The 24370-nt window shown below is 74.4% G+C and carries 21 protein-coding genes and 1 pseudogene; 16 read left to right on the top strand and 6 right to left on the bottom strand.

The features are described 5' to 3' along the window. Window positions 1-21: 21 nt before the first annotated feature. From EV385_RS22025 to EV385_RS22050, 6 genes are all read left to right on the top strand, one after another. Complete coding sequence (locus tag EV385_RS22025; protein ID WP_130511170.1) at window positions 22-3003, top strand: Rne/Rng family ribonuclease; 2982 nt, start codon at window positions 22-24, stop codon at window positions 3001-3003. A gap of 145 nt (window positions 3004-3148) precedes the next feature. Then, entirely contained in the window at window positions 3149-3685 is a 537-nt protein-coding gene (locus tag EV385_RS22030) for a hypothetical protein (RefSeq protein ID WP_130511171.1), read from the top strand. A gap of 181 nt (window positions 3686-3866) precedes the next feature. Then, window positions 3867-4181 (top strand): 50S ribosomal protein L21, encoded by a 315-nt coding sequence (gene rplU, locus EV385_RS22035; RefSeq protein ID WP_130511172.1) that lies wholly within the window; start codon window positions 3867-3869, stop codon window positions 4179-4181. Between the two features lie 9 nt (window positions 4182-4190). After that, window positions 4191-4460, top strand: a complete 270-nt coding sequence (rpmA, locus tag EV385_RS22040; protein ID WP_130511173.1) for a 50S ribosomal protein L27 — start codon at window positions 4191-4193, stop codon at window positions 4458-4460. A 99-nt stretch (window positions 4461-4559) separates the two neighbouring features. Then, the gene (gene obgE / locus EV385_RS22045) at window positions 4560-6062 is read left to right on the top strand and encodes a GTPase ObgE (protein WP_130511174.1); all 1503 of its coding nucleotides are present in this window, start codon (window positions 4560-4562) and stop codon (window positions 6060-6062) included. A gap of 57 nt (window positions 6063-6119) precedes the next feature. Next, a complete protein-coding gene (locus EV385_RS22050) occupies window positions 6120-6572 on the top strand; it encodes a GNAT family N-acetyltransferase (RefSeq protein ID WP_130511175.1) in 453 nt (150 codons plus the stop codon). 6 nt (window positions 6573-6578) lie between these two features. On the opposite strand, the gene trpS is transcribed toward EV385_RS22050, so the two are convergent. Continuing rightward, on the bottom strand, window positions 6579-7568 hold the full coding sequence (trpS, locus tag EV385_RS22055; protein WP_130511176.1) for a tryptophan--tRNA ligase: 990 nt from the start codon (window positions 7566-7568) through the stop codon (window positions 6579-6581). Between the two features lie 338 nt (window positions 7569-7906). On the opposite strand from trpS, the gene pepN reads away from it, so the two are divergent. The 5 genes from pepN to EV385_RS22080 all read left to right on the top strand — a co-directional run bounded on the left by pepN (window position 7907) and on the right by EV385_RS22080 (window position 13147). Beyond that, window positions 7907-10414, top strand: coding sequence for an aminopeptidase N (pepN, locus tag EV385_RS22060; RefSeq protein ID WP_130511177.1), 2508 nt, complete (start codon window positions 7907-7909; stop codon window positions 10412-10414). A 59-nt stretch (window positions 10415-10473) separates the two neighbouring features. Next, a complete protein-coding gene (gene nadD, locus EV385_RS22065; RefSeq protein ID WP_130511178.1) occupies window positions 10474-11085 on the top strand; it encodes a nicotinate-nucleotide adenylyltransferase in 612 nt (203 codons plus the stop codon). A gap of 118 nt (window positions 11086-11203) precedes the next feature. Then, window positions 11204-11602, top strand: coding sequence for a ribosome silencing factor (rsfS, locus tag EV385_RS22070; RefSeq protein ID WP_130511179.1), 399 nt, complete (start codon window positions 11204-11206; stop codon window positions 11600-11602). Then, window positions 11599-12231: a histidine phosphatase family protein gene (locus tag EV385_RS22075; RefSeq protein ID WP_130511180.1), complete on the top strand. Its 633-nt coding sequence runs from the start codon at window positions 11599-11601 to the stop codon at window positions 12229-12231. Before rsfS ends, EV385_RS22075 begins: the two co-directional genes overlap by 4 nt. Before the next feature lie 67 nt (window positions 12232-12298). Further along, the gene (locus EV385_RS22080; protein ID WP_130511181.1) at window positions 12299-13147 is read left to right on the top strand and encodes a DegV family protein; all 849 of its coding nucleotides are present in this window, start codon (window positions 12299-12301) and stop codon (window positions 13145-13147) included. A 168-nt stretch (window positions 13148-13315) separates the two neighbouring features. Here EV385_RS22080 and EV385_RS22085 read toward each other — a convergent pair whose 3' ends face one another. Together EV385_RS22085 and EV385_RS22090 are read right to left on the bottom strand one after the other, a co-directional pair. Then, a complete protein-coding gene (locus tag EV385_RS22085) occupies window positions 13316-14125 on the bottom strand; it encodes a putative protein N(5)-glutamine methyltransferase (RefSeq protein ID WP_242625008.1) in 810 nt (269 codons plus the stop codon). A 104-nt stretch (window positions 14126-14229) separates the two neighbouring features. Further along, entirely contained in the window at window positions 14230-14610 is a 381-nt protein-coding gene (locus tag EV385_RS22090) for a hypothetical protein (RefSeq protein ID WP_130511182.1), read from the bottom strand. 109 nt (window positions 14611-14719) lie between these two features. Between EV385_RS22090 and EV385_RS22095 the strand changes: the two genes are divergently transcribed. The 4 genes and pseudogenes from EV385_RS22095 to EV385_RS22110 form a co-directional block, all read left to right on the top strand. After that, window positions 14720-15634 carry a ComEA family DNA-binding protein gene (locus tag EV385_RS22095; protein ID WP_242625009.1) on the top strand — a complete coding sequence of 305 codons (915 nt, stop codon included), beginning with the start codon at window positions 14720-14722 and terminating at the stop codon, window positions 15632-15634. Next, window positions 15631-18273: a ComEC/Rec2 family competence protein gene (locus EV385_RS22100; protein ID WP_242625010.1), complete on the top strand. Its 2643-nt coding sequence runs from the start codon at window positions 15631-15633 to the stop codon at window positions 18271-18273. Before EV385_RS22095 ends, EV385_RS22100 begins: the two co-directional genes overlap by 4 nt. Window positions 18274-18653: 380 nt before the next feature. Further along, a complete protein-coding gene (gene holA / locus EV385_RS22105; RefSeq protein ID WP_130511183.1) occupies window positions 18654-19640 on the top strand; it encodes a DNA polymerase III subunit delta in 987 nt (328 codons plus the stop codon). Continuing rightward, window positions 19637-19903, top strand: a pseudogene (locus EV385_RS22110) (hypothetical protein); the annotation flags it as partial. The gene holA and the pseudogene EV385_RS22110, both read left to right, overlap by 4 nt. A gap of 753 nt (window positions 19904-20656) precedes the next feature. Here the strand turns inward: EV385_RS22110 and rpsT are convergent. Then, window positions 20657-20923, bottom strand: a complete 267-nt coding sequence (gene rpsT / locus EV385_RS22115) for a 30S ribosomal protein S20 (RefSeq protein WP_130511184.1) — start codon at window positions 20921-20923, stop codon at window positions 20657-20659. A gap of 147 nt (window positions 20924-21070) precedes the next feature. After that, window positions 21071-22036: a phosphotransferase gene (locus tag EV385_RS22120; protein ID WP_130511185.1), complete on the bottom strand. Its 966-nt coding sequence runs from the start codon at window positions 22034-22036 to the stop codon at window positions 21071-21073. A 71-nt stretch (window positions 22037-22107) separates the two neighbouring features. Between EV385_RS22120 and EV385_RS22125 the strand changes: the two genes are divergently transcribed. Then, on the top strand, window positions 22108-22641 hold the full coding sequence (locus EV385_RS22125; protein ID WP_130511186.1) for a DUF4240 domain-containing protein: 534 nt from the start codon (window positions 22108-22110) through the stop codon (window positions 22639-22641). A 43-nt stretch (window positions 22642-22684) separates the two neighbouring features. Here the strand turns inward: EV385_RS22125 and EV385_RS22130 are convergent, their stop codons facing one another. Continuing rightward, window positions 22685-24319, bottom strand: coding sequence for a tetratricopeptide repeat-containing diguanylate cyclase (locus EV385_RS22130; RefSeq protein WP_130511187.1), 1635 nt, complete (start codon window positions 24317-24319; stop codon window positions 22685-22687). Between the last annotated feature and the right edge of the window lie 51 nt (window positions 24320-24370).

A 24370-nucleotide genomic window follows, 5' to 3' on the forward strand; every position in this document is an offset into this window, starting at 1 on the left:
GCCCAGGAACTGGAGACGCCCATGCTCGACAACGAGCCCCAGGAGAACTTGGGAGACCAGGGCGGTGAACGGGACGGAGCTTCCACTCCGTCCGCCGATGCCGCCGCCGAAGGTGCCACCCCGCGCCGGACCCGGTCTCCCCGCCGCAAGGCCACTCCGCCCGCCGAGCCGGCCGGGTCGGGTGAGGCCGACGCACCTGCGGCCGAGGCCGCGCCCACCCGCCGCCGTCGCAAGGCGGCCGCGGCGCCGGCCGGAGCCGACGCGGCGGACCCGGCCACCGCGGTGGAGAGCCTGCTGAGCGACGCCGAGCCCGCCCCGGCGGCCAAGGCGACCCGCAGCCGCCGCAAGAAGGCCGCCCCCGCCGCCGTGCCGCCACCCGTCCCCGCCGAGGCCGACGCGGCCGTCGAGGAGGAGGACGAAGCCGAGGCTGAGGCCGTGCCCGGCGCCGCCGAGCCCGAGGTGATCACCGTCGTGCCACTCGACGACGACCTCGTCGAGGAGGAGCCCGCCCCGCGTGCCCGGGCCGCCGCCATGCCCCCGCCCGTGCTGTTCATGCCGCCGGAGCCCGAGGCCACCCCGGCTCCGCGTAGCCGCCGTGCCCGCCGGCCGGTCGCTGAGACCGTGGACGCGGTCACGGAGGCCGCCGCCGAGGAGGCCGCCGCCGAGGAGCCGGCCGAGCCCGCGCGCCGGGGCCGGCGCCGCCGTCGCGGCGCGGAGGCCGAGGAGCCGGTCGAGGCCGCCACCGACGTCGCCGAGCCGCTGCTGGAGGAGCCCGACGAGACCGCGGACGACGTCGACGACGGCGTCGACGAGGACCTCGACGACGAGGACGCGGCGAGCCGTCGTCGCCGCCGCCGGGGACGCCGGGGCCGGGGCCGTGGCAAGGGCCCCACGGACGAGGCCGAAGACGGCGAGGCCGTGGCCGAGGCGGAACCCTCCGCCGAGGCGGAGGCCGAGGACGACGAGGAGGGCGCGGACGGCGACGGAGTGACCCGCCGCCGGCGCCGCCGTCGCCGCAAGGGCGCGGGTGACACGGACACCGGGGGCGTCGAGGACGGCGTGCACACGGTCGTGCGGGTCCGCGAGCCGCGCCGTACCGATGAGGTGCAGGGGGTTTCCGGCTCCACCCGGCTGGAGGCCAAGCGGCAGCGCCGCCGGGACGGCCGCGAGCAGCGCCGGACCCGCCCGCCGATCCTGAGCGAGTCGGAGTTCCTGGCCCGCCGGGAGGCCGTCGACCGGGTCATGGTCGTGCGCCAGAAGTCCGACCGGACGCAGATCGCGGTGCTGGAGGACGGCGTCCTGGTCGAGCACTACGTGGCCCGCGCCACCTCCGGCACCATGGTCGGCAACGTCTACCTGGGCAAGGTGCAGAACGTGCTGCCCAGCATGGAGGCGGCGTTCGTCGACGTCGGCCGCGGCCGCAACGCGGTGCTGTACGCGGGCGAGGTCAACTGGGACGCGACCGGCCTGGAGGGCCGGGCCCGCTCCATCGAGCAGGCGCTCAAGTCCGGCGACTCCGTGCTCGTGCAGGTGACCAAGGACCCGCTTGGGCACAAGGGTGCCCGGCTCACCAGTCACATCGCCCTGTCCGGCCGCCACCTGGTGTACGTGCCGAACGGCAACGCCTCCGGGATCAGCCGCAAGCTGCCCGACAACGAGCGCAAGCGGCTGCGCGACATCCTGAAGAAGCTCGTGCCCGACGGCGCGGGCGTCATCGTGCGCACCGCCGCCGAGGGCGCCAGCGAGGACGGGCTCGCCCGCGACGTGAAGCGGCTGCAGGCGCAGTGGGAGGACATCCAGGCCAAGGCGGCCGAGGGCAACGCGCCGCGCGCGCTGTCGGAGGAGCCGGACCTGGTGATCCGGGTCGTCCGCGACCTGTTCAACGAGGACTTCCGCGAGCTGGTCGTGCAGGGCGAGCAGGCGTACGCCGAGATCGAGTCGTACCTGAACGCGGTCTCCCCGGACCTGGTCGAGCGGCTGCGCCGGCATGCGGGCACGGCGGACGTGTTCGCGGACAAGCGGATCGACGAGCAGATCCTCAAGGGCCTGGACCGCAAGGTCTTCCTGCCTTCGGGCGGGCACCTGGTCATCGACCGCACCGAGGCGATGACCGTGGTGGACGTCAACACCGGCAAGTACACCGGTGCGGGCGGCAACCTGGAGGAGACGGTCACCCGCAACAACCTGGAGGCGGCCGAGGAGACCGTGCGCCAGCTGCGGCTGCGTGACCTCGGCGGCATCGTGGTGATCGACTTCATCGACATGGTGCTGGAGAGCAACCGCGAGCTGGTGCTGCGCCGGCTCACCGAGTGCCTGGGCCGGGACCGGACGAAGCACCAGGTCACCGAGATCACCTCGCTCGGGCTGGTGCAGATGACCCGCAAGCGGATCGGCGCCGGGCTGCTCGAGGCGTTCAGCGAGACCTGTGACCACTGCAAGGGCCGCGGGTTGATCGTCCACACCGAGCCCGTGCCGGAGAAGCGGACATCCGGGGCGGGAAGCCAGGTCAAGGCGGTCGCCGCGGCCCCGGCCCGCAGCGAGGCACCCTCCGGGCGGTCGCGGCGGCGCCGCGGCGGGGCCGCCGAGCCGGCACCGGTGGAGACCCCGGTCGCCGAGGCCGTGGAGGTGGCGGCCGTCGAGATCCCGGCCGAGGAGCACGCCGCGCCGCTGGAGCAGGTGGGCCCCGTGGCCGAGGTGGCCGGGATCGTCCCGGCCCCCGCGGACGCGGGCTCGGGCATCATCAGCCGGGCCCCGCAGCTGACCACCTCGGACGACGGCGGCGACGACGACTACGACATCAGCGGCTACGACCTGTCCCGGTACGAGTCCCCGGCCTTTGTCGAGGAGGCGGAGCCGCTGCGGCTGACCGGGGCGGACGACCCCGACGCGGTCGACGAGGACGACGACGAGGATGAGGACGACGACGAGGAGCCCGTGGGCGCCGCCGCCGGTGGTCGCCGCCGGTCGCGCCGGGGCGGCGCGCGTCGCCGGACCCGGCCGTGAGCCGGGGCGCCTGATCGCAGGTCCGGGGGCGGTCGGGGCCGCCCCCGGGCATATCCGGTGGTCGATGTCGGGTACCCTCGCCGCACCCGCCGACGTCGTCCTGGCGACGCCCCCACCGGCGGCCGCCTCCCGAGGAGTACGAACCGTGCGACGCCTCTGCCTGATCGCCCTGAGCGGTGCCCTCGTCCTGGTGGGCGCCGGATGCACGACCGAGCCGGACACCGCCGCCCAGCCGGCCGGGACGCCCGCGGCTGCCCCGGCCGCACCGAGCGTCGCCCCGGGCGGCCCGGCCCCGGCACCCGGTGCGGTGTCGAGCACGGCCGCCGCTGCCGGTGACGCCGCGCTGAAGGGAAACTCTGCGGCCATCTGCGACCAGGCCACCACGACCGGGGCGCACGCGGGAGCCACCTTCGCGCAGGACCTGAAACTGCTCATCGACGCCGAATCCGCGCAGGACAGCGCGGCGGTGTCGCAGGCCCGCTCCAAGACGGCCCGGGACGTGCAGAACTACGCGTACGCGCTGGCCGACATGGGTAAGCTCGCCTCCGAGCCCGACCTCAAGAAGGCTTTGACCACGATGAGCAAGCAGGTGGGCGCGCTCAAGGGCGACGTGCGCAAGCTCGACGCCACCCGGCTCGCCGGGCTGCAGGCCACGCTCGACAAGGCCTGCGGGAAGGGATGAGCGGACCCGGTTTGGGTGCCGGGCCGCGCATGAAGTAGTCTTTCTGACGGCGCATTTTGAATGCGCCTCGTTCCTGTGGGCGCCGACCGGGTTTACGTGGCCGGGGCCACCACACCGGGAACCCCTCAGTTCCATCCGCCAGCAGCGACCTGCTGCGTAAGTCTCAGGGAGTCCGCGTCCGATGTACGCGATCGTCAAGACCGGCGGCAAGCAGTACAAGGTCGCCGAGGGCGACGTGATCGAGGTCGAGAAGCTCGCGGGTGAGCCCGGCGACGCGGTGACGCTCGCCGCGGTGCTCCTCGTCGACGGTGACGACCTGGTGACCGATGCGGCCAAGCTTGCCAGCGTGGCGGTGTCCGGCGAGATCGCCGCGCACACCAAGGGTCCGAAGATCCGGATCCACAAGTTCAAGAACAAGACCGGCTACCACAAGCGCCAGGGGCACCGTCAGCCGCTGACCCGCGTCAAGGTGACCGGCATCTCGACCGGGAAGTAGGGCGCAGCCATGGCTCATAAAAAGGGTGCTTCCAGCTCGCGGAACGGCCGTGACTCCGCCGCCCAGCGGCTCGGCGTCAAGCGGTTCGGCGGCCAGCTGGTCAACGCCGGCGAGATCCTGATCCGCCAGCGCGGCACGAAGTTCCACCCGGGCGAGCTCGTCGGCCGCGGTAGCGACGACACGCTGTTCGCGCTCGCGAACGGCAACGTGCTGTTCGGCACGAAGCGCGGCCGCAAGACCGTCAGCATCGTCCCGCTCGCGGAGCCGGTGCAGCAGTAGTCCGCATCACGACGGGCCGTGGGACTTCTCGTCCCCGGCCCGTTGTTGCGTTCACGGGACCTCATCGTTCACGGGACCTCATGAATTTGGAGACAGGCAGTGACCACGTTCGTCGACCGGGTCGTGCTGCACCTGCAGGCGGGTGACGGCGGGCACGGCTGCGTCTCGGTGCACCGGGAGAAGTTCAAGCCGCTGGGCGGGCCGGACGGCGGCAGCGGCGGCCACGGCGGCAGCATCACGCTGGTCGTGGACCCGCAGCAGCACACCCTGCTCGACTTCCACTTCCGCCCGCACGTCAAGGCCCCCAACGGCGCCGGGGGTGCCGGCAGCAACCGCGACGGCGCGAACGGCAAGCAGCTGGTGGTGCCCGTGCCCGACGGCACGGTCGTGCAGACCCTGGACGGTACGGTGCTGGCCGACCTGGTCGGCGCCGGCACCGAGTACGAGGTGGCGCGCGGCGGGCGGGGCGGGCGCGGCAACGCGGCGCTGGCGAACTCCCGGCGCAAGGTGCCCGGCTTCGCCGAGCTGGGCGAGCCCGGCGACCACCTCGACGTGGTGCTGGAGCTCAAGAGCGTCGCCGACGTGGGCCTGGTGGGCTTCCCGTCGGCGGGCAAGTCGTCGCTGATCTCGGTGCTCTCCGCGGCCCGTCCCAAGATCGCCGACTACCCGTTCACCACCCTCGTGCCGAACCTCGGCGTGGTGCAGGCCGGTGAGCAGACCTTCACCATCGCGGACGTGCCCGGACTGATCCCGGGCGCGGCCACCGGCAAGGGCCTGGGTCTGGAGTTCCTGCGGCACATCGAGCGCACCGCGGTGCTCGTGCACGTGCTGGACTCGGCGGCGCCGGAGATCGAGCGGGACCCGCTGGCCGACCTCGACGCGATCGAGGCGGAGCTGACCGCGTACGGGGGGCTGGAGGACCGGCCCCGGATCGTGGTCCTCAACAAGATCGACATCCCGGACGGGCGGGACCTGGCCGACATGGTGGGCGCCGACCTGCGGGCGCGCGGCCTGCCGGTGTACGAGGTCAGCGCGGTCAGCCGGGAAGGGCTCAAGGAGCTCACCTACGCCCTGGCCGAGGCGGTTGCCGCGCACCGGGCCGCCACGCCCGTGGCCGAGCCGACGCGTACGGTGCTACGGCCCCGAGCCGTCGACGACACCGGCTTCACGATCGAACGGGACCCGGACGGCGCGTACGTGATCCATGGCGTCAAGGTGGAGCGCTGGATCCGGCAGACGAACTTCGACAACGAGGAGGCCGTCGGCTACCTGGCCGACCGGCTGGAGCGCCTCGGTGTGGAGGCGGCGCTGGCCAAGGCGGGCGCGAAGCCGGCCGACACGGTGCGCATCGGCGAGCGCGAGTTCGACTGGCAGCCGACCGCCGGGGCGTACGTGACCGGGCCGCGCGGCACCGACCAGCGGCTGGCCGAACCGACCGGCCGGGCCACCGCGGCGCAGCGCCTCGCCGCCCGCAAGGCGCGCCGCCAGCGCACCGACGACGAGCTGCTGCACATGTCCGCGGACGGCACCATCACCACGGTCGCGAACGCGCAGCGCCCGGTGCTCGTCGACGACCTGACGGACGACGACACGGACGAATAGTGCCGTGGCCAGGTCACGGCAACCCGGGCGAAACGCGGGGTGGTTAGCGTGGCGGGCGTGTTGATCGAATCCCGCCCCGCCGCCGACGCCGAACTCGGCACCCTGCTCGTCGCCCAGCAGCGCGAACTGGCCGAGGCGCACGGCGGCGCCGACGGCGTGGTGTACCTCGTCCACGACGGCGCGGCGTACCTGGTCGCGGTGGTGGACGGCCGGGCCGTGGCGTGCGGCGCGTGGCAGCCGCTGGAGCCCGGCGCCGCCGAACTCAAGCGGATGTACGTGCGCCCGGCGTACCGGGGGCGCGGGATCGCCCGCCAGCTCGTGGTCGCGCTGGAGGAGGAGGCACTTGCCGCGGGCCGCCCGACACTGCGGCTGGAGACCGGCACGTACCTGCCCGCCGCGATCGCCCTGTACCGGGCCTGCGGCTACACCGACATCGCGCCGTACGGCGAGTACGTCGGCAACCCGTTCAGCGTGTGCCTGGAGAAGCGGCTGACGGTCGCGGCCCGGTAGCGGGACTCAGCCCAGCAGCCCGATCGCCTCGCGGGCGCGGCGGATCGTGGCTCGCGCGGTGTCCCGGACCCGGGCCGCGCCGTCGGCCAGCACGGCGTCGACGTACCCGGGGTCGGCCGCCAGCTCGGCGTGCCGGGCGCGGATCGGCGCCAGCGCCGCCTCCACCGCGCCGGTCACCTCCCGCTTGAGGGCGGCGTACGAGCCCAGCGGGCCGGGCGGCGCCCCGGTGCAGGCGGCGAGGATCTCCAGCAGGTTCGTCACCCCGGGCTGGGCGTCCAGGTCGTGCCGCACCCCCACGGTGTCGGTCACCGCCCGGGCGATCGTGCGGCGCACCACCTCCGGCGGGTCGAGCAGCCCGATCCGCCCGGCACCCACGGCGCCGCTCTTGCCCATCTTGGCGCGCGGATCGGCGAGGTCCATGATCCGGGCGGCGGACTCGGGCCGGACCGCCTCGGGCACCACGAACGTCTCGCCGTACCGGGCGTTGAACCGGGTCGCCACGGTCCGCGCCAGCTCCAGATGCTGGCGCTGATCGTCGCCGACCGGGACCGCGCGCACGTCGTGCAGCAGGATGTCGGCGGCCATCAGCACCGGATAGGTGAGCAGGCTGAGCCGGACCGGGCCGCCGCCCGCCGACCTCTCCCTGAACTGGATCATGCGGGCCGCCTCGCCGTGGCTCGTGACGCATTCCAGCAGGTAGTGCAGCTCGGTGTGCTCGGGCACCTGGGACTGCACCACGATGGCGGTGCGCGCCGGATCCACCCCGGCGGCCAGCATGACGGTCGCCTGTTCGCGGGTGAGTGCCCGTACCGTCCGGGGGTCGTGCTCGACGGTGAGCGCATGCAGGTCCGCGATGAGGGCGATCGAATCGTGGTCGTGCTGCGCCGCGGCCAGCGGCCGCAGCGCGCCGAGCAGGTTGCCCAGGTGGAGGTGGCCGGTGGGCTTGAAACCACTGAGGCGGGTCTTGTTGCCGGTGAGGGTCGCGGTGGGGGTCATGGCAGGCTCCTTACAGGTACGGGAAGCCGCCGCACGCGCCGGACGCCGCCTGCACACGCGAACGCGGCCGCCCTGCGTGAGGCGGCCGCGGATGAGGTCATACGCGTGGGGTCGGGCCGCCCGTCAGGACGGCCACCAGTTGAGACTGTGCACGCGCATGGCACGAGGGTAGCCCGGTCCCGGCCGATGTGCCGCCACGATTTCCGGCTTCGGGCCCGCCGCTTTCCCGGCTTCGGGGCCCGCCGGGGACCGATCGGCGCGGCCCTTCGTGGCGGTATGGGATTGATCGCCGGGCGTGCCGTCGCGGGGTCGGGGCCGGGACCGGCATGATGGTCGGCATGCCGATCCTGACCCGTGCCGAGGCCACCACCCGGGCCGCGACGATCACCGTGACGGGCTACGAGATCGATCTCGATCTCACCGGTGGCGCCGAGACGTTCCGGTCCCGGACCACCGTCCGGTTCACCGCCGAGCCGGGCGCCACGACATTCATCGAGGTCGAGCCAGCCGCCCTCGGCTCGGCCCGGCTCAACGGCGCGGCGCTGCCCGCCGACGCCCTGGCGGAGCACCGGCTCACCCTCACCGGGCTCGCGGCCGACAACGAGCTGACCGTCGAGGCCGACATGGCGTACTCCAACACCGGGGAGGGGCTGCACCGCTTCGTCGACCCGGCCGACGGCAACGTCTACCTGTACGCGCAGTCGTTCCTGGACGCCGCCCGGCGGATCTTCGCGTGCTTCGACCAGCCCGACCTGAAGGCGCCGGTGCGGCTCAGCGTCACCGCCCCCGAGGACTGGCTGGTCGCCGCGAACGGCATGCCCGCCGGAGCACCCTCCGGCGGACGGCACGAGTTCGCTCCCACGCCACCCATGTCCACGTACCTGGTCAGCGTGATCGCGGGGCCGTACCACGCGCGCACCGCGGAGCACGACGGCATCCCGCTGGCCCTGTACTGCCGCCGGTCGCTGGCCGAGTACCTGGACGCCGACGCGGACGAGCTGTTCACGATCACCCGGCAGTGCCTGGACCGGTACCACGAGATGTTCGACGTGCGCTATCCGTACGGCCACTACCAGCAGGCGTTCGTGCCCGAGTTCAACGCCGGGGCGATGGAGAACCCGGGGCTGGTCACCTTCCGTGACGAGTTCGTGTTCCGCTCCGCGGTCACCGACAGCCAGCGCGAACAGCGGGCCATCGTCGTGGCGCACGAGATGGCGCACATGTGGTTCGGCGACCTGGTGACCATGGCGTGGTGGGACGACCTGTGGCTCAACGAGTCGTTCGCGGACTACCTGGGCGTCCGGGTCGCGGCCGAGGCGACCCGCTTCGACGGGACCTGGACCAGCTTCGCGATGGGCGACAAGGCGTGGGGCCTGCGCGCCGACCAGCGCCCCTCCACGCACCCCGTGGCACCGGACGAGGTGGCCGACACCGCGATGGCGCTGCTGAACTTCGACGGCATCTCGTACGCCAAGGGCGCCGCCGTGCTCAAGCAGCTCGTCGCCTGGGTGGGGGAGAAGCCGTTCCTGGCCGGGCTCAACGCCCACTTCGCGGCCCACGCGTACGGCAACGCCACCCTCGCCGACCTGCTGGCCGCGCTGTCCGAGGCCAGCGGGCGGGACCTGTCCGCGTGGTCCGACGTGTGGCTGCGCCGCTCCCAGGTCAACACGCTGCGCGCCGAGACGGCCCGCGACTCCGAGGGCCGGTACACCGCGGTCGCCATCGCGCAGACCGCCCCGCCGGACCACCCGACCCTGCGCCCGCACCGGCTCGGCCTGGGCCTGTACGACCTCACCGCCGACGGCGCTGCGCTGCGCGGGCGCCTCGAGCTCGACCTGGACCCGGCGACCGACGGCGGGCACACCCCGGTGCCGGAGCTGACCGGCGCGGCGGCCCCGGACCTGCTGCTGCTCAACGACGGCGACCTCACGTACGCGAAAATCCGCCTGGATGCCGCCTCCGCCGCCGCGCTGCCGCAGGTGCTGCCCACCCTCCGCGACCCGCTGGCCCGCGCGGTGCTGTGGGCGGCGGTCCTGGACGCCGTGGTCGACGCCGAGCGCCCGGTCGCCGACCTGGTCTCGCTCGTGCTCGCCGCCCTGCCGGTGGAGACCGAGGTGGTGATCGTCGAGCACGTGCTGCGCACCACCCGCAGCCTGGTCGACCGGTACGCCGTCCCCGACACCCGGCCCGCGGCGCTGGAGCTGCTGGCCAGCGCGTGTGAGCGGCTGCTCGGCGCGTCCGCGCCGGGCAGCTCCGGGCAGCTCGCCGCCGCCCGCGGGCTGATCGGGGCCACCTCCGACACCGCCCGGCTGCGGGGCTGGCTGGCCGGCGACGGCGTCCCCGCCGGCCTGGCCGTCGACGCCGACCTGCGCTGGCTGATCCGCTACCGGCAGGCCGTGCTCGGCGACGCGGGTCCCGACGACATCGAGGCCGAGCTGGCGGGCGACCGCAGCGCGACCGGCGAGCAGTGGGCCGCGCGCTGCCACGCCGCCCGGCCGGACCCTGCCGCCAAGGCGCGCGCCTGGGCCACCCTGATCGGCGACACCTCGGTGTCGAACCGGCTGCTCGAGTCCGCCGCGGCCGGGTTCTGGCAGCCCGAGCAGCTCGAGCTGACCGACGGCTACGTCGAGCGTTACTTCGCCGAGATGCCGGAGATGGCCCGGGTGCGGCCCAACCAGGTGGCGGAGCGGGTGGCGATCGCCGCGTACCCCACGGTGGTGGTCGAGCCGCGGACCCGGGAGCTCGCCGCCCGGCTGCTGGCCGCCGCCGACCTGCCCGCACTGCTGCGCCGGGCGGTCGTGGACTGCGACGATGACGTACGGCGGGCTTTGGCCGCCCGGCGCTGACCCGGGCCGATCCCCGGGACCGGGGGCGGCGCCGCCCCCGGTTGATCTACCATGCCCGGATGTCCAACAGGCGGCGGGTCGGGATCATGGGCGGGACGTTCGACCCCATCCATCATGGGCATCTGGTGGCCGCCAGCGAAGTGGCCGACCTCTTCGATCTGGAGGAGGTCGTCTTCGTACCCACGGGGCAGCCGTACCAGAAGGGTGGGGCCGTCAGCGACGTCGAGGACCGGTACCTGATGACGGTCATCGCGACCGCCTCCAACCCCCGGTTCCACGTGAGCCGGGCCGACATCGACCGCACGGGGCCCACCTACACGGTCGACACGCTGCGTGACCTCGCCGCCGTGTACGGCCCCGACACGGAGTTGTTCTTCATCACCGGGGCGGACGCGCTGGCCCGCATCCTGTCATGGAAGGACGCGCTGGAGATGCTCTCGCTGGCGCACTTCGTCGGGGTGACCCGGCCGGGCTTCGAGCTGTCCGATGCCCACCTGCCGGCGGACACGGTGACCCTGGTCGAGGTGCCGGCGATGGCGATCTCGTCGAGCGACTGCCGGAACCGGGTCGGTTCGGGCAAACCGGTCTGGTATCTGGTGCCGGACGGGGTGGTGCAGTACATCGCCAAGCGACGGCTGTATCGCCCGGCTGGCGATGTCGGACGGGTGTGAGAGGCTTGTATCCCGGGAACGCTGGAGTAGGTGTTCCCCGATCTGGCAGTTGTGGGCCGTAACAGCAGTTGTGGGCCGTAACAGTTGTGGGCCGTAAAGGTCTGACGAAGGGAGCCTCTTGCCCGTCACCGACCGCGCTCGTGAGTTGGCGCTGGCTGCCGCGCAGGCCGCCGCCGACAAGAAGGCGCAGGACATCGTCCTCATCGACGTCGCCGACCAGCTCTACATCACCGATGCCTTCGTCATCGCGTCGGCGTCGAACGAGCGGCAGGTGATCGCCATCGTCGACGCCGTCGAGGAGGCGCTGCTGAACCTGCCGGAGAAGGCGAAGCCGGTCCGCCGGGAGGGCGAGCGGCAGGGCCGCTGGGTGCTGCTGGACTACGTCGACATCGTGATCCACATCCAGCACACCGAGGAACGCGAGTTCTACTCCCTCGACCGGCTGTGGAAGGACTGCCCGACGATCCCGTTCGTCGACCGGGACATGGTGCAGGCCGACTCCTCCGGCGCGGCGTGACCCGCCTCATCGTCTGGCGGCACGGCAACACGGACTGGAACGCCGAGCGCCGCGTCCAGGGCCAGACCGACGTGCCCCTCAACGACCTCGGGCAGCAGCAGGCCGTGGACGCCGCCGAGCTGCTGGCCCGGCTGGGGCCCGCCGCCATCGTCTCCAGCGATCTGCGCCGCGCCGCCGACACCGCGTCCGCGCTGGCGGCCCTCACCGGTCTCGCCGTGCACTCCGACCCCCGGCTGCGCGAACGCTACTTCGGCCCCTGGCAGGGCCTCACCATGGCCGAGGTGGCGCAGACCCGGCCGGCGGAGCACGCCCGCTGGACCGCCGGTGAGCCCGTCATCGGCGAGGACATCGAGACCCTCGACGACCTCGGCAAACGCGTCGCCGACGGGCTGCAGGCGGCCGCCGAGAAGGTGCCGCACGGCGCCACCGTGGTGGTCGCCACGCACGGCGCCGCCGCCCGGCAGGGCATCGGACACCTCCTCGGCTGGCCCGCCGAGCAGCTGCGCACCCTGCGGGCGCTGCAGAACTGCCACTGGGTGGAGCTGACCCACGACCCCGAGCGCGGCTGGCAGATCGGGGCGTACAACGTCGGCCCGTTCACCCAGCGGCCAGTCCCGCCGCCGGTCTGAGCCCCGGCCGCCCGCCACGACACGCCGGTACCGCACGAACGGGTGGCCGATCGGCTACCGTGCCCGCATGCCCGTCGCGGTCGTGACCGACTCCACGGCGTACCTGCCCGCGGAGCTGAGCGGCACGTACGACCTCACCGTCGTCCCCCTCACCGTCGTCGTGAACGGACACGCGGGGCGGGAAGGGCTGGAGATCGCACCGGACGACGTGGCCCGGGCGCTCAATGCCCGGCGCGTCGCGGTCAGCACCTCCCGGCCCGCGCCCGAGCAGTTCCTCGCCACGTACCGGGAGCTGCTGGAGTCCGGCGCCGACGGCATCGTCTCCGTGCACCTGTCCGCCAAACTGTCCGGCACGTACGACGCCGCCCGCCTGGCCGCCGCCGAGATCGGCCCGCAGATCGAGGTCGTGGACAGCGGCACCACCGGGATGGGGCTGGGCTTCGCGGCGCTGGCCGCCGCGGCCGAGGCCGGCCACGGCCGTCCGCTGACCGAGGTACGGCAGGCCGCGGTCACCCACGCCGACCACGTCGCCATCCTGTTCTACGTCGACACCCTCGAATTCCTGCGCCGGGGCGGCCGGATCGGCGCGGCGTCCGCGCTGCTGGGCACGGCACTGTCGGTCAAGCCCATCCTGCACGTCGTGGACGGGACGATCGTGGTGCGCGACAAGGTCCGTACGGCCGGGCGGGCCCTGGCCCGCCTCGTCGATCTGGCTGTGGAAGCCTCCGGCGCGGGTGACGTGGACATCGCCGTGCACCACCTCGGGGCACCGGAGCGGGCGGCCGCTCTGGCCGACGCGGTGTCGGTGCGCCTGGGCGACCGGCTGCAGGACTGCTACGTCACGGAGATCGGCGCGGTGGTCGCGGCGCACGTGGGGCCCGGGGTGGCCGGGGTGGTCGTACACCGCCGTCCGTGACGCTCCCGCCCTGGCGTTGCGCTCCCGCCCTGGCGTTGCGCTCCCGCCCTGGCGTTGCGCTCCCGCCCTGGCGTTGCGCTCCCGCCCTGGCGTTGCGCTCCCGCCCCGGCGTTGCGCCTTCGCCGGGGCGGCCCTGCGCATTGTCAGGGTGGCCCGGAATCGCTTTTGTCAGGGGCGGCCCTCGATGGCGGTGGCCTCCAGATCCGGGTCGTGGTGCACGGCCGGGCGCAGTCCGGCCGCCAGCAGCGCGGCCGACGCCGCCTCCGCCTGGGCCTCGGTGATCTCGGAGAACACGACGCCGTCCGGGGCCAGCCACGCGGGCGCCCCGGCCACCACCGCGCGGAACACGTCCAGCCCGTCGGCGCCGCCGTCCAATGCGGTGCGCGGCTCGTACAGCCGCGCCTCCGCCGGAAGCAGCGGCAGATGCGGCGTCGCCACGTACGGGACGTTGGCGATCAGAACGTCGATCCGGCCGCTCAGGCCGGCGGGGAGGGCGTCGAACAGATCGCCCGCGAAGACCCGGGTGCCGTCGGCGCCGAGGTTGTCCCGGGCGCAGGCCACCGCGACCGGATCGACATCGGCCGCGTACAGGTCCGTGCCCGGCACGCGGTGCCGTACCGCGAGTCCGAGCGCGCCGGAGCCGCAGCACAGATCCACGACGACGGCCGGGGTTCCCGGCCCGAGGGGGCCTCTCCGGGCGGCTTGCTCGGCCGCCAGGTGCACCAGCAGGGCGCTGCGGACGCGCGGCACGAAGACACCCGGTCGCAGCCGGACCCGTACGCCGCAGAAGTCGGCGTAGCCCACCACCTGTTCGAGCGGTTCCCCGGAAGCCCGTCGCCGTACCAGGGTTTCGAGGGCCGCCAAGTCATCGGCGCAGGTGCCCAGCGCGGCGGCCTCGTCCTCGGCGAACACGCAGCCCGCCGCGCGCAGTGTGTCGACCGCGTCGGCCAGCACCGACGCGGGGATTCCGGAATTCACGGAACCTTGCCTAGCACACGTCCACGCCGGAAGGCGCCGGGCGTCTGGCCGGTCAGGCCGGTGTCGCGGGCCGTGACGAGCGCCGCCTCCCGCGGGGCACCCGTTCAGCCGTGCGGGGCACGATCTCGGCCGAGGTGGGTGACCGCGGTGGTCGGGTCGGCGCCGGCCACGACGGCGATGCGGGCAGCCAGCTCGGCCTGGCCGTGCCGGTCCGCCGGGCGGGCGAAGCGGGTCCACTCCCGACCCATGGAACCCAGGCGTTCACCCCACTGCTCGATCAGGACCAGGCGCAGGGCCCGGGCGGACTCCCGTGGCTGGTGGGTGGACGCGGCCGGGTCGTCGAGCCGGATCCGGGTCGCTTCGGACAGCGCGCCGGTGGCCTGCCGCCACGATTCGTCGATGCGGGCGGCCACGATCGCGGGATGGAACCGTACGTCGCTGATCCAGGCGGCGAACCGGTTCACCAACTCGATCCGGGTCGGCACGGTCGGCTTGGTGGATTCCTCCGGCGCGGTGCGGCCGAGTTTTCCACAGTGGGCCGTCGTCCACAGGCGCTGATGCCCGGCGCGCCCGGTTGGCCCTACGGTCTGCGGCGTGCGAGACACCTCCGATCCCGGCGACGCGGTGCGGGCCAGACTCCGGGCAGTCCTGCCCGGCGCCGTCCCGGACCCGTCCCGTCCGGGGCTCGTGCGTCCATCGGGCCCGGACGTCACGCCGCCGGATCCTCGGTTCTCGGCGGTGGACCGGATACCGGCGGGCATCGATTCGCGAGCGGCTGAGGCAGCCCGGCAGGCTGGGCAGGGCGCCTTCGGCCCGGATCCGCAGGGGATACGCGGGTCCGCCGCGCTGGCCGCGTTCGACCCTGGTCGGCGCGGTGTGCGGGCGCTGGCCGCCGTCGCGGCGGTCGTGGTGCTCGTGGCCGGAGTCCTCGCCTGGCGGGCACGCCCGCGCGTCGAGCCCGTACCGGCCGCGGTGGGTGTGCCCGCGGTCGCCCCCGCCGGTTCCCCCGGGGCGGGGTCCGGACCGGCGGACGGCGTACCGGCTCCGGCCGTGGCATCCGCCGCACGCTCCGCCGGTGTCGACATCGTCGTCGCCGTCGGCGGGAAGGTCCGCAAGCCCGGTCTCGTCCACCTCCCACCCGGCGCCCGCGTCGCGGACGCCCTGCAGGCCGCCGGAGGTGCCGACCCGGGAGTGGACGTAGCCCTGCTGAATCTCGCCCGCAAGGTCGTCGACGGCGAGCTGATCATGGTCGGCGTGGCCGCCCCGCCTGCCGCCCCGGCGGCGCCCACCGGCCCCGCCGGTGCCGCCGCGCCAGCCGGGCCGGTCAATCTGAACACGGCGACTCTGGCCGACCTCGACTCGCTGCCCGGCGTCGGCCCGGTCCTGGCCCAGCGGATCCTTGACGCCCGGCAGGCCCGGGGCGGGTTCGCGACCGTCAGCGACCTACGCCAGGTCGACGGCATCGGCGAGGCCCGGTACGAGCAGCTCAAGGACCTGGTGACGGTGTGAGTGCCGCACCGCGCGCAGACCCGCCGGGCCCACTGGACCCGCCGCGCCCACCGGACCCGCCGCGCCCACCGGACCTGCGTCTCGCCGGATTCGCGGTGGCGGCGTGGCTGGCCGCCCTGCTGGCCCTGCATTCGTCAGCCACCGCCGGTGCGGTCCAGGCCGCGGCCGCCCTGGTGGCGGCGCTGGTCGTCGCCGTGCTCGACGCCGCCCGCTGCCGGGCCGCGCTGTGCCGCGCCCTGCGTGCCGGTCCGCGCAGGTCGCGGCAGGGCGGGGCAACGACACCCGGCACCATCGGCTCGCCCGCCGACGACTCTCACCGGTGGGCAGGTTCGATCGCGGTGGCCGCCTCGCTGGGCAGGCCCCGGTGGATCGCGGTGGCCGCCTCGCTGGGCGGGGCCCGTTGGAAGGCCGTAGCCGCCTCGCTGGACAGGCTCCGTTGGAAGGCGGTGGCCGCCTCGCTCGGCGGGGCCCGTTGGATCGCGGTAGCCGCCCTGCTGGGCGCCGCCTGCGGTGGGAGTGCCACCGCCGCCCGGGTCGCCGCGCGCGACGCCGGACCGGTGGCCGCCCTGGTCGCCCGCGCCGCGACGGTGGAGGCGGACGTCGTCGTCGCGGACGACCCGCGGGCGCTCACCGGCTCGCCCGGGCGGCCGATCACCTACCTGGTCGCCGTCGACCTCACCGGGATGCGCGCCCGCGACCCGGCGGTCGCGTTGCGGCTCGACGTCCGCGCGCTGGTGCTCGGCAACGACCCCGGGTGGCGCGGGCTGCTCCCGGGTCAGCGCGCCACGGTGACCGGGCGGCTGCTGGCGCCGCGCGGCGGCGATCTGCGCGCGGCCGTCCTGTCCGTGAAGCGAGCGCCCGCGCTGCGCGGGCGTCCACCATGGACGCAACGGGTCGCGGGCGACCTGCGGGCAGGCTTGCAGCGGGCGTGCGCGCCGCTGCCGGGGCCTGTCGGTGGGCTGCTGCCCGGGCTGGTCGTCGGCGACACCAGCCGGCTCGATCCGGCGCTGGCGGAGGACTTCCGTACCACCGGGATGACCCATCTCAACGCTGTCAGCGGTGCGAACGTGGCGATCGTTCTCGGGGTCGTGCTGTTCCTGCTGCGCTGGGTGCGGGCCGGGCCGGTGCTGACCGCCGCGGTGTGCGCGGTCGCGCTGGTCGGATTCGTGCTGCTGGCCCGGCCATCGCCGAGCGTGGTGCGCGCCGCCGCGATGGGCGCGATCGGACTGCTCGGCCTCGCCGCGGGGCGGCCCCGGGCGGCGTTGCCGGCGCTCGGCGCGGGGATCGCGGCGCTGGTCGTCGTCGACCCCGAACTGGCCGGTGACCCCGGGTTCGCGTTGTCGGTGCTGGCCACGGGCGGCCTGTTGCTGCTCGCGCCGCGGTGGCGCGACGCGCTGCGCGGCCGCCGCTGGCCGGTGTGGGCTGCGGAGGCGCTCGCCGTTCCGGCGGCCGCGCAGGTCGCCTGCGGGCCGGTGGTAGCGGGGCTGTCCGGAACGGTCAGCCTGGTGGCGGTGCCCGCCAATCTGCTGGCCGTGCCCGCGATCGCGCCCGCCACCCTGCTCGGTGTGGCTGCGGCGGTGCTGTCACCGGTGTGGCCGTCCGGCGCTGAGTTCGCCGCCTGGATGGGGCAGTGGCCCGCGCGCTGGCTCGTGCTGGTGGCGACCGTCGGCGCCCGGATCCCGGCCGGCGCCGTTCCCTGGCCGGGCGGCGTTTGGGGCGCTGTGCTGCTGGCCGTGGCGACGGTCGCTCTGCTGGTGGCGGTGCGCAGGCCCCTCGTGCGGCGGCTCGTCGCCGTGGTGTCGGTCGGCGCGGTGCTCGGCACCTTGCCCGTACGGCTGCTGGCCGCGGGCTGGCCGCCGCCGGGTTGGCTGGTCGTGGCGTGTGCGGTCGGGCAGGGAGACGCGATCGTCCTGCCCGCCGGCCCCGGACGTGCTGTGGTCGTCGACGCTGGTCCGGAGCCCGTTCCCGTCGACCGGTGCCTGCGGCGGCTGGGCGTGCGTGAGGTGGCGGTGTTCGTGGTGAGTCACTTCCACGCCGACCATGTCGGCGGGCTGGCAGGTGTCTTCCGGGGCCGTACGGTGGCGGCGGTGGTCACCCCGGACTGGCCGGACCCGGCCGGTGGCCGTGCCGCGGTGACCCGCGCGGCCGCCGAGGCCCACGCTCCGGTGCAGCCGGTCACTCCCGGGTGGTCGTACACCGGGGGCGGCCTGCGGCTGACCGTGCTCGGCCCGGTGGCGCCGCTGCGCGGGACGAACTCGGACCCGAACAACAACTCGCTCGTGCTGCGGGCCGAGCTGCACGGGCGTACGGTGCTGCTGCCCGGCGACGCGGAGACCGAGGAACAGGACGCGCTTCTGGCCGGTGCGGATCCGGGTGCCCTGCGGGCCGACGTCCTCAAGGTGGCGCACCACGGCAGCGCGTACCAGGAACCCCGGTTCCTGGACGCCGTAGGTCCGGGCGTGGCGCTGGTGTCCGTCGGGCTCGACAACGACTACGGCCATCCGAACGCGGCGCTGCTGGCCCGGCTGAGTCGCGCGGGTGCCCGGGTGGTGCGTACCGACCTCGAGGGCGACATCGCGGCGGTGGCGACCCCGGCCGGTCTGGCCGTGGCGGTCCGCGGTGTCCTGGACGCGGGTTGAGCCGGGTTCGCGGCGGTGCGCAGGCCCGTGGCGGTTCTCGCCAGCGCCGGACGGCTTCGCGTTGGCGGCGCGCGCCCGTGCACCATCCGCGTCCAGATCACCGGCTGCGCTATCGGGGTGGACCGATCGCGGCAGCGACGCCCCGAGTCCGCGCTGGCGACACGCCCGGCGACGGGCTCCGGAAGGGTTCGACGCCGGGCGATCGGTACCGGATGTGCCCCAGATCACGTCCGCCCCCTCGTGGGCCCGCCGCGCCTGCTCGGCGGTTGGGGCGCTGCCCGCCGTATGCCGGATAGCCGATATGTCTGTTTTCGCGTTGCGGTGTTCGGCGTCTGCGCGCGCCAGTGAGGCAAGCTGACGGCGATGGCCAGCGTGCGACGATGTGGGGCGTGAACGCCGCTGCCCCACCTGTCCCACTCCTGCTCGTTCTCGGCGACGAGGAGCTGCTGGCCGCCCGCGCGGTCACGGCGGCCGTCGACGCGGCCCGGGCCGCCGACCCGGGCGCGGACGTCCGCGAGTACGAGGCCTCCGCGCTCACCGCGGGCGAGGTCGCCGAGATGGTCAGCCCCTCACTGTTCGGCGGCCGCCGGGTGCTGGTCGTCCGCGGCGGACAGGACGCCCGCAAGGACCTCGTGACCGCGCTGCTGGCGTACGCGAAGAACCCGGAGCCGGACGTCACCCTGATCGTCGCCCACCTCGGCGCCGCCAAGGGCAAGGCGTTCGCCGACGGCCTGCGCGCCGCCGGGGCGACCGTGGTGACCGCCGCCAAGCTCAAGGGCGACCGCGAGCGGATCGCCTTCGTACGCGACGAATTCCGCCGCAACGGCGGCCGGTGCGACGAGGCGTCCGCGGCCGCGCTGCTGGCCGCGGTCGGCAATGACCTGCGCGAGATCGCCGCCGCGTGTTCCCAGCTGCTGGCCGACACCGACGGCCGGATCACGGAGGCCGTGGTCGCCCGGTACTACCGGGGCCGGGCGGAGGTCAGCGGCTTCACGGTCGCCGACGCCGCGATGGTCGGGGACGTGCCCGCGGCGCTGGAGGCGCTGCGCTGGGCCCTGCACGTAGGCGTCGATCCGGTGCCGATCGCGGACGCGTTGGCGGACGGGGTCCGGACCGTGGCGCGGGTGGCGTCGGCCGGGCGGGGCAACCCCTACCAGCTGGCTAGCACGTTGGGGATGCCGGCCTGGAAGATCCAGAAGGCGCAGGAACGCAGCCGGGGCTGGACCCCCGAAGGGCTCGTCGACGCGATGCGGGCGGCGGCCGACTGCAACGCCGCGGTCAAGGGCGGGGCGGAGGACCGCGGGTACGCCCTGGAGCAGGCCGTGGTCGCCGTGGCGGCCGCCCGCGGATCGGGGAGCGGCCGATGACCCGCACGATCCGGTCGCGCCGGGCCCCGGCGCGCCAACAGGCCCCGCTGTACGCGCGCCTGCTCCGGCTCGAGCACCTCGCCCCCAGCGGGTTCCTGTGCTTCGTGTTCCTCGAAGGCTCGGTGGCGCTGGCCATCCTGCTCGCGCTGGCCGAGCTGGTGAGCTGGTGGGGTGTGCTCGTCCTGCCCGTGACAGTGGCGGCGATGGTGAAGCTCAACGACCTGATCGCGGGCGCGGTGAGCCGTGCCGCGACGGCCCCCGATCCGCTCGGCGGCCCGCGTTCGGCCCGGGGCGAGAGGCGGACCGGGCCCACACTGCGCTCGGCGGTCGCCCCGCCGCCTGCCGACGGCCCGATGATCTGGACGCCCCCGCACGCGGAACTGCCCGCGTTCGACGAGGGCGGCTCGATATTCGACGACCCGGAGCCCGCGTACCGGGAGGCGGGGCTCGGGTTCGAGGAGGCCCGGCAGGAGTACGGGTACGAGGATCACGAGCCCGCGGCGGCGGACGCCGGCGCCGGCTACGAATCCGCCGAGCCCGAGTACGAGGATGCGGGCTTCACGTACGGTGACGCCGGACTGGGCCGTTACGGTCCGGTCGATCTGCGGGCCCGTGTCGAGGCCGCGCGGGCGGCGATCCAGACGGCCGAGCCCGTCGACTCCAGCCCGTTCGATGCCGCGCCCCGCTACGCCGCGGCGCTCAACGACGCGCCGACGACCCGGCTGTGGGCCGACCAGCTGGACGCGGAGCAGCGCGCCCGGCAGTCGGCGTCCCACCACTACGAGTAGACGGGCCGCACAGCGCCTGGGTGAGCCTCGTCCCAGGCGCGAGCGCCTTGTCGCCGCCTCAGGCTCAGATGGGAGCCTGAGGCGGTCGTCGTGTGGCGAACCCCCGCAGGTTCGAGCTCGGACACGACAACGGGCACCATCTCGGACCTCGCGGTCCGGGAGGTGCCCGGAGTTGTCCCACCCGTGCTCAGCCGGGCGGGATGCGGGCCGCCGTGGCGGCCCGATGCCTCAGGCGGAGAGCGAAGCGACCCGCTTGGCGATGGCCGACTTGCGGTTCGCAGCCTGGTTCTTGTGGATGACGCCCTTGCTGACGGCCTTGTCCAGCTGGCGGGAGGCGTCACGCAGCAGCGCGGTCGCCGTCTCGGCGTTGCCGGCCTCGCTCGCCTCGTTCAGCTTGCGGATCACGGTCTTCAGCGACGACTTGACCGACTTGTTGCGCAGCCGGGCCTTTTCGTTCTGCCGGTTGCGCTTGATCTGGGACTTGATGTTCGCCACGCGACAGCCTTGTCCTGACTAGGTTCGGATGATGTCTCATGCGAGCGGTCACAGCAGCCGACAACGGCGCGTCACCACACGCGAGGAACCAGGTTACCAGCACCCCCGCAGCCCGCAAAAACGCCCGGGTCGTCCACCGCCGCCCGCCTACGCCCAGCCGCGCCGTGCCGCCAGCCAGGCCAGTGCCTGAGCGCCGCTGAACCGCTGGTGCTGGCGGCTGTGCGGGGACGCGCTGCTGGGCCCGCCGGCCGCCCGGACCAGCCAGTATCCGGCCAGCGCGGCCAGCGCCCCGTCGACGCCGCCGGGGGGTGCCTGCCAGGGCGCCAGCAGGGCGTCGGCGTCGAGGCCGCTCGCGTACGCGCTGACCAGCAGCGTCACGGTGTCGAACCACGGGGCGCCCAGGCACGGCCAGGTCCAGTCGCACAGCCAGGCGGCGCCCGTACGGTCGATGAGCACGTTGTCGACGCGCAGGTCGCCGTGCACCATCCCGGTGCCCGCCGCGAGCGCCGGCAGCGCCGCCTCGAGCCCCACCAGCTCACCGAGCCGCGCGGGCACCCACGCGGGGACCGGGGGCATCGCCTCGTGGCCGGCGGCGATCGCGTGCCACCAGGAGAACTCGGCGCGCAGGATCCCGTCCAGCGGTGGCAGCCCGACAGCGGACAGCTCCGCGGCCGGGGTGTGCAGCGCCGCCGCGGCCGCCGACCACGCGCGCAGGGCCGCCGCCAGCTCGGCCGGGGCCCACGGCAGGACCGGCACGTGCCCGTCGACCGGGTCGAGGCAGAGCACGAACCAGCCGGCCGCCGTGAGGGTCCAGCGCGGGCGTGCGGCGGGTACGCCGGGCGGCAGGGCGGCCGTGATCGCGGCCTCGCGGGCGTACCAGTCGGCGGTGGGGTCGGCCGTGGGGGCGGCCTTGACGAACCCGCGCGCGCCGGTCGCGGTGGTGACCAGAGCTGCGAACGCCGTGGTGAAGCCGCCACCGGCCGAGACCGCGGCCACCACCGGACCGCCCAGGCGGGCGCCGATCGCCTCGCGCACGGCCGCCGGCAGCGCGGACCAGTCCGGGCGGACGGCGGTGGCGCCGTACGGGACGTCAGGCAGCGAGACGGCACGCATGCCGACCATCCTGCCGGTGCCTGGCAAACGCCGAACCGACAATGTCGCACCCGGCTGGCAGCATCCCCGGCATGAGAACGGACGACTTCTGGGCGGTGATCGGCCGGGCGACCGCCGATCGGCCGGGCACACCCGAGGAGGTGGCCGAGCGTGCCGTGGCCGAGCTGGCCGCCCGCGAGCCGCAGGAGATCGTCGCCTGGGCCCGGCACCTCGACAAGGTGCTGGCCGCCTCCGCGACGGAGGACCTGTGGGCGGCGGCATATCTGATCAACGGCGGGTGCTCGGACGACGGCTTCGACCACTTCCGCGGCTGGCTGATCGCGCACGGCCGGGAGGCGCTGGCCCACGCCGTGCGGGCGCCGGATTCGCTGGCCGAGCTGCCCCCGGTGCGGGCCGCCGCGCACAACGGCGCCGTCTTCGAGGCGGAGGAGGTCCTGGCCGTCCCGGCCCGGGCGTACGAGCGGGCCACCGGCGGCGCGCTGCCACCGTCCCCGGCGCCGCCGGGGCGTCCGGATCCCGACCAGCTGTGGGACTTCGACGACGAGGACGAGATGCGCCGCCGCCTGCCACGGCTGTCCGCGCTGTTCCTGGAGCCGCCCGAGTAAGACGGCCCCAGGGCGCCGGGTGTAAGAGCCGGGTGGGACAGAGCTACGAGGCCAGGGGGCTGGCGTCCCGCCAGCGACGCCGTTTCGGGGCGGTGGCGTTCGGGGCGAGGTGGACCCGGTTCCGGCCGCCCCGCTTCGCCCGGTAGAGGGCCTCGTCCGCCTCGCTGAGCAGCTCGCGCTGGGTGCTGTCCGGGGTGGCCGCGGACACCCCGATGCTGATCGTGACCGGAAGCTCCCCGGTGAGCGGCTGCCACGGGTGCTCGGCGATGCTCTGGCGCAGCTCTTCCAGGCGGGTCACGGCCCGGCAGGGGTCGGTGCCGCGCACCACGAGGAGGAACTCCTCACCGCCGAGGCGGGCGGCGAAGCCGTCGGGGCCGGTCTCGACCGTGTCGAGCAGGCCCGCGACTGCGGTGAGCACCTGGTCGCCGGCCTCGTGCGAGAGGGTGTCGTTGATGCGCTTGAAGTGGTCGAGGTCGAGCAGCGCGATGGTGACGGGCGAGCCCTCCGCGGCGGCGCGGTGCAGCAGCGCCGGCAGGTGCTCGTCGACGTAGCGGCGGTTACGCAGGCCGGTGAGGGCGTCGCGGAGCGCCTGCTCACGGAACCACTCGGCCTGGCGGCGCGCCTCGGCCACCTCGAACATGACCTGCCGGTTGCGGGCCTGGACTTCGCGTTCGGCGCTGCTGAGGCGTTCCTGGGCGGCGTTGAAGTCACTCAGTGCGAGGTAGGCGCCCTTGTAGTCGCCGGCGGCCGCGTGGATCTCGGACAGCTCGAACAGGGCCTGGGCGGCGTTGTACGTCAGGGACAGCCGCTCGCTCTCCTGCTGGACCTGCGTGACCGTGCGCAGCGCCGCGGCCAGGTCGCCCTTGCGTCGTTGCACGAGCGCCAGGGTGAGCAGGAGATCCGTTTCGGCGTCGGCGTCCTGGGTGAGGTCCTCGCCGCTCAGGGCGTCGAGCGCGGCCAGCGCGGCCCGCTCCGCCGCATCGTGGTCGCCGCAGAGCGTCTCCACCCGCGCCACGGTGTCCAGTACCGAGAAGCCGAGCGGCATCCCGTGGGCCTGCGCGACCTCACGCAACCGTGCGAGCACGGCCCGGGCCTGCTCCCCGTTGCCCTCCTCGTACTCCGCGTACGCGTAGTTGTTGAGGGCCATGATCCGCTTGTACGGGTTGTCGGTCTCGATCGCGAGCCGGTCGGCCTCCTCGTACCGCTCGCGGGCGGCGTCGGGGGACCCGGTCCGGGCGAACGCGTCGCCGAGCTTGATCATGCAGGCGATCCGGATCGACACGGGGGTGGTGTCGTCCTGCGCGTTCACGCACTGCAGGCTGTGATCCAGGGAGGCGCCCATGTCGCCCATCGCCCGGTGCAGCCGGGCCAGCATGCGGTGGGCGCTGGCCGCCACCGGGCGGCGTTCGTGCGCGTCGGCCCAGGCCAGGACGTCGGAGAGGATCCGCGCCGACGCGGCGAGGTCACCGCGGTACTCGTGCATCGTCGCGCGCAGCAGCCGGGCGCGCCAGACCAGCTCGGTCTCGCCGTGCGCCTCGGCGGCGCCTTCGATCTCGACCGCGATGCGCTCGGTCGCGGCGACGTCGAAGTCGCCGTCGTCCTCGAACTGGTCGAGCATCCGGGCGGCCGCGGCGGGGTCGAACGGCGGGACGGGTTCCGCCTCCGGCACTGCGTTCATCTCTCTCCCTGTGGAGTCTCTCTCCCTGTGGAGTCCGGCTACGAGCTCCCT

Source organism: Krasilnikovia cinnamomea, assembly GCF_004217545.1.
GTDB classification, from domain to species: domain Bacteria; phylum Actinomycetota; class Actinomycetes; order Mycobacteriales; family Micromonosporaceae; genus Actinoplanes; species Actinoplanes cinnamomeus.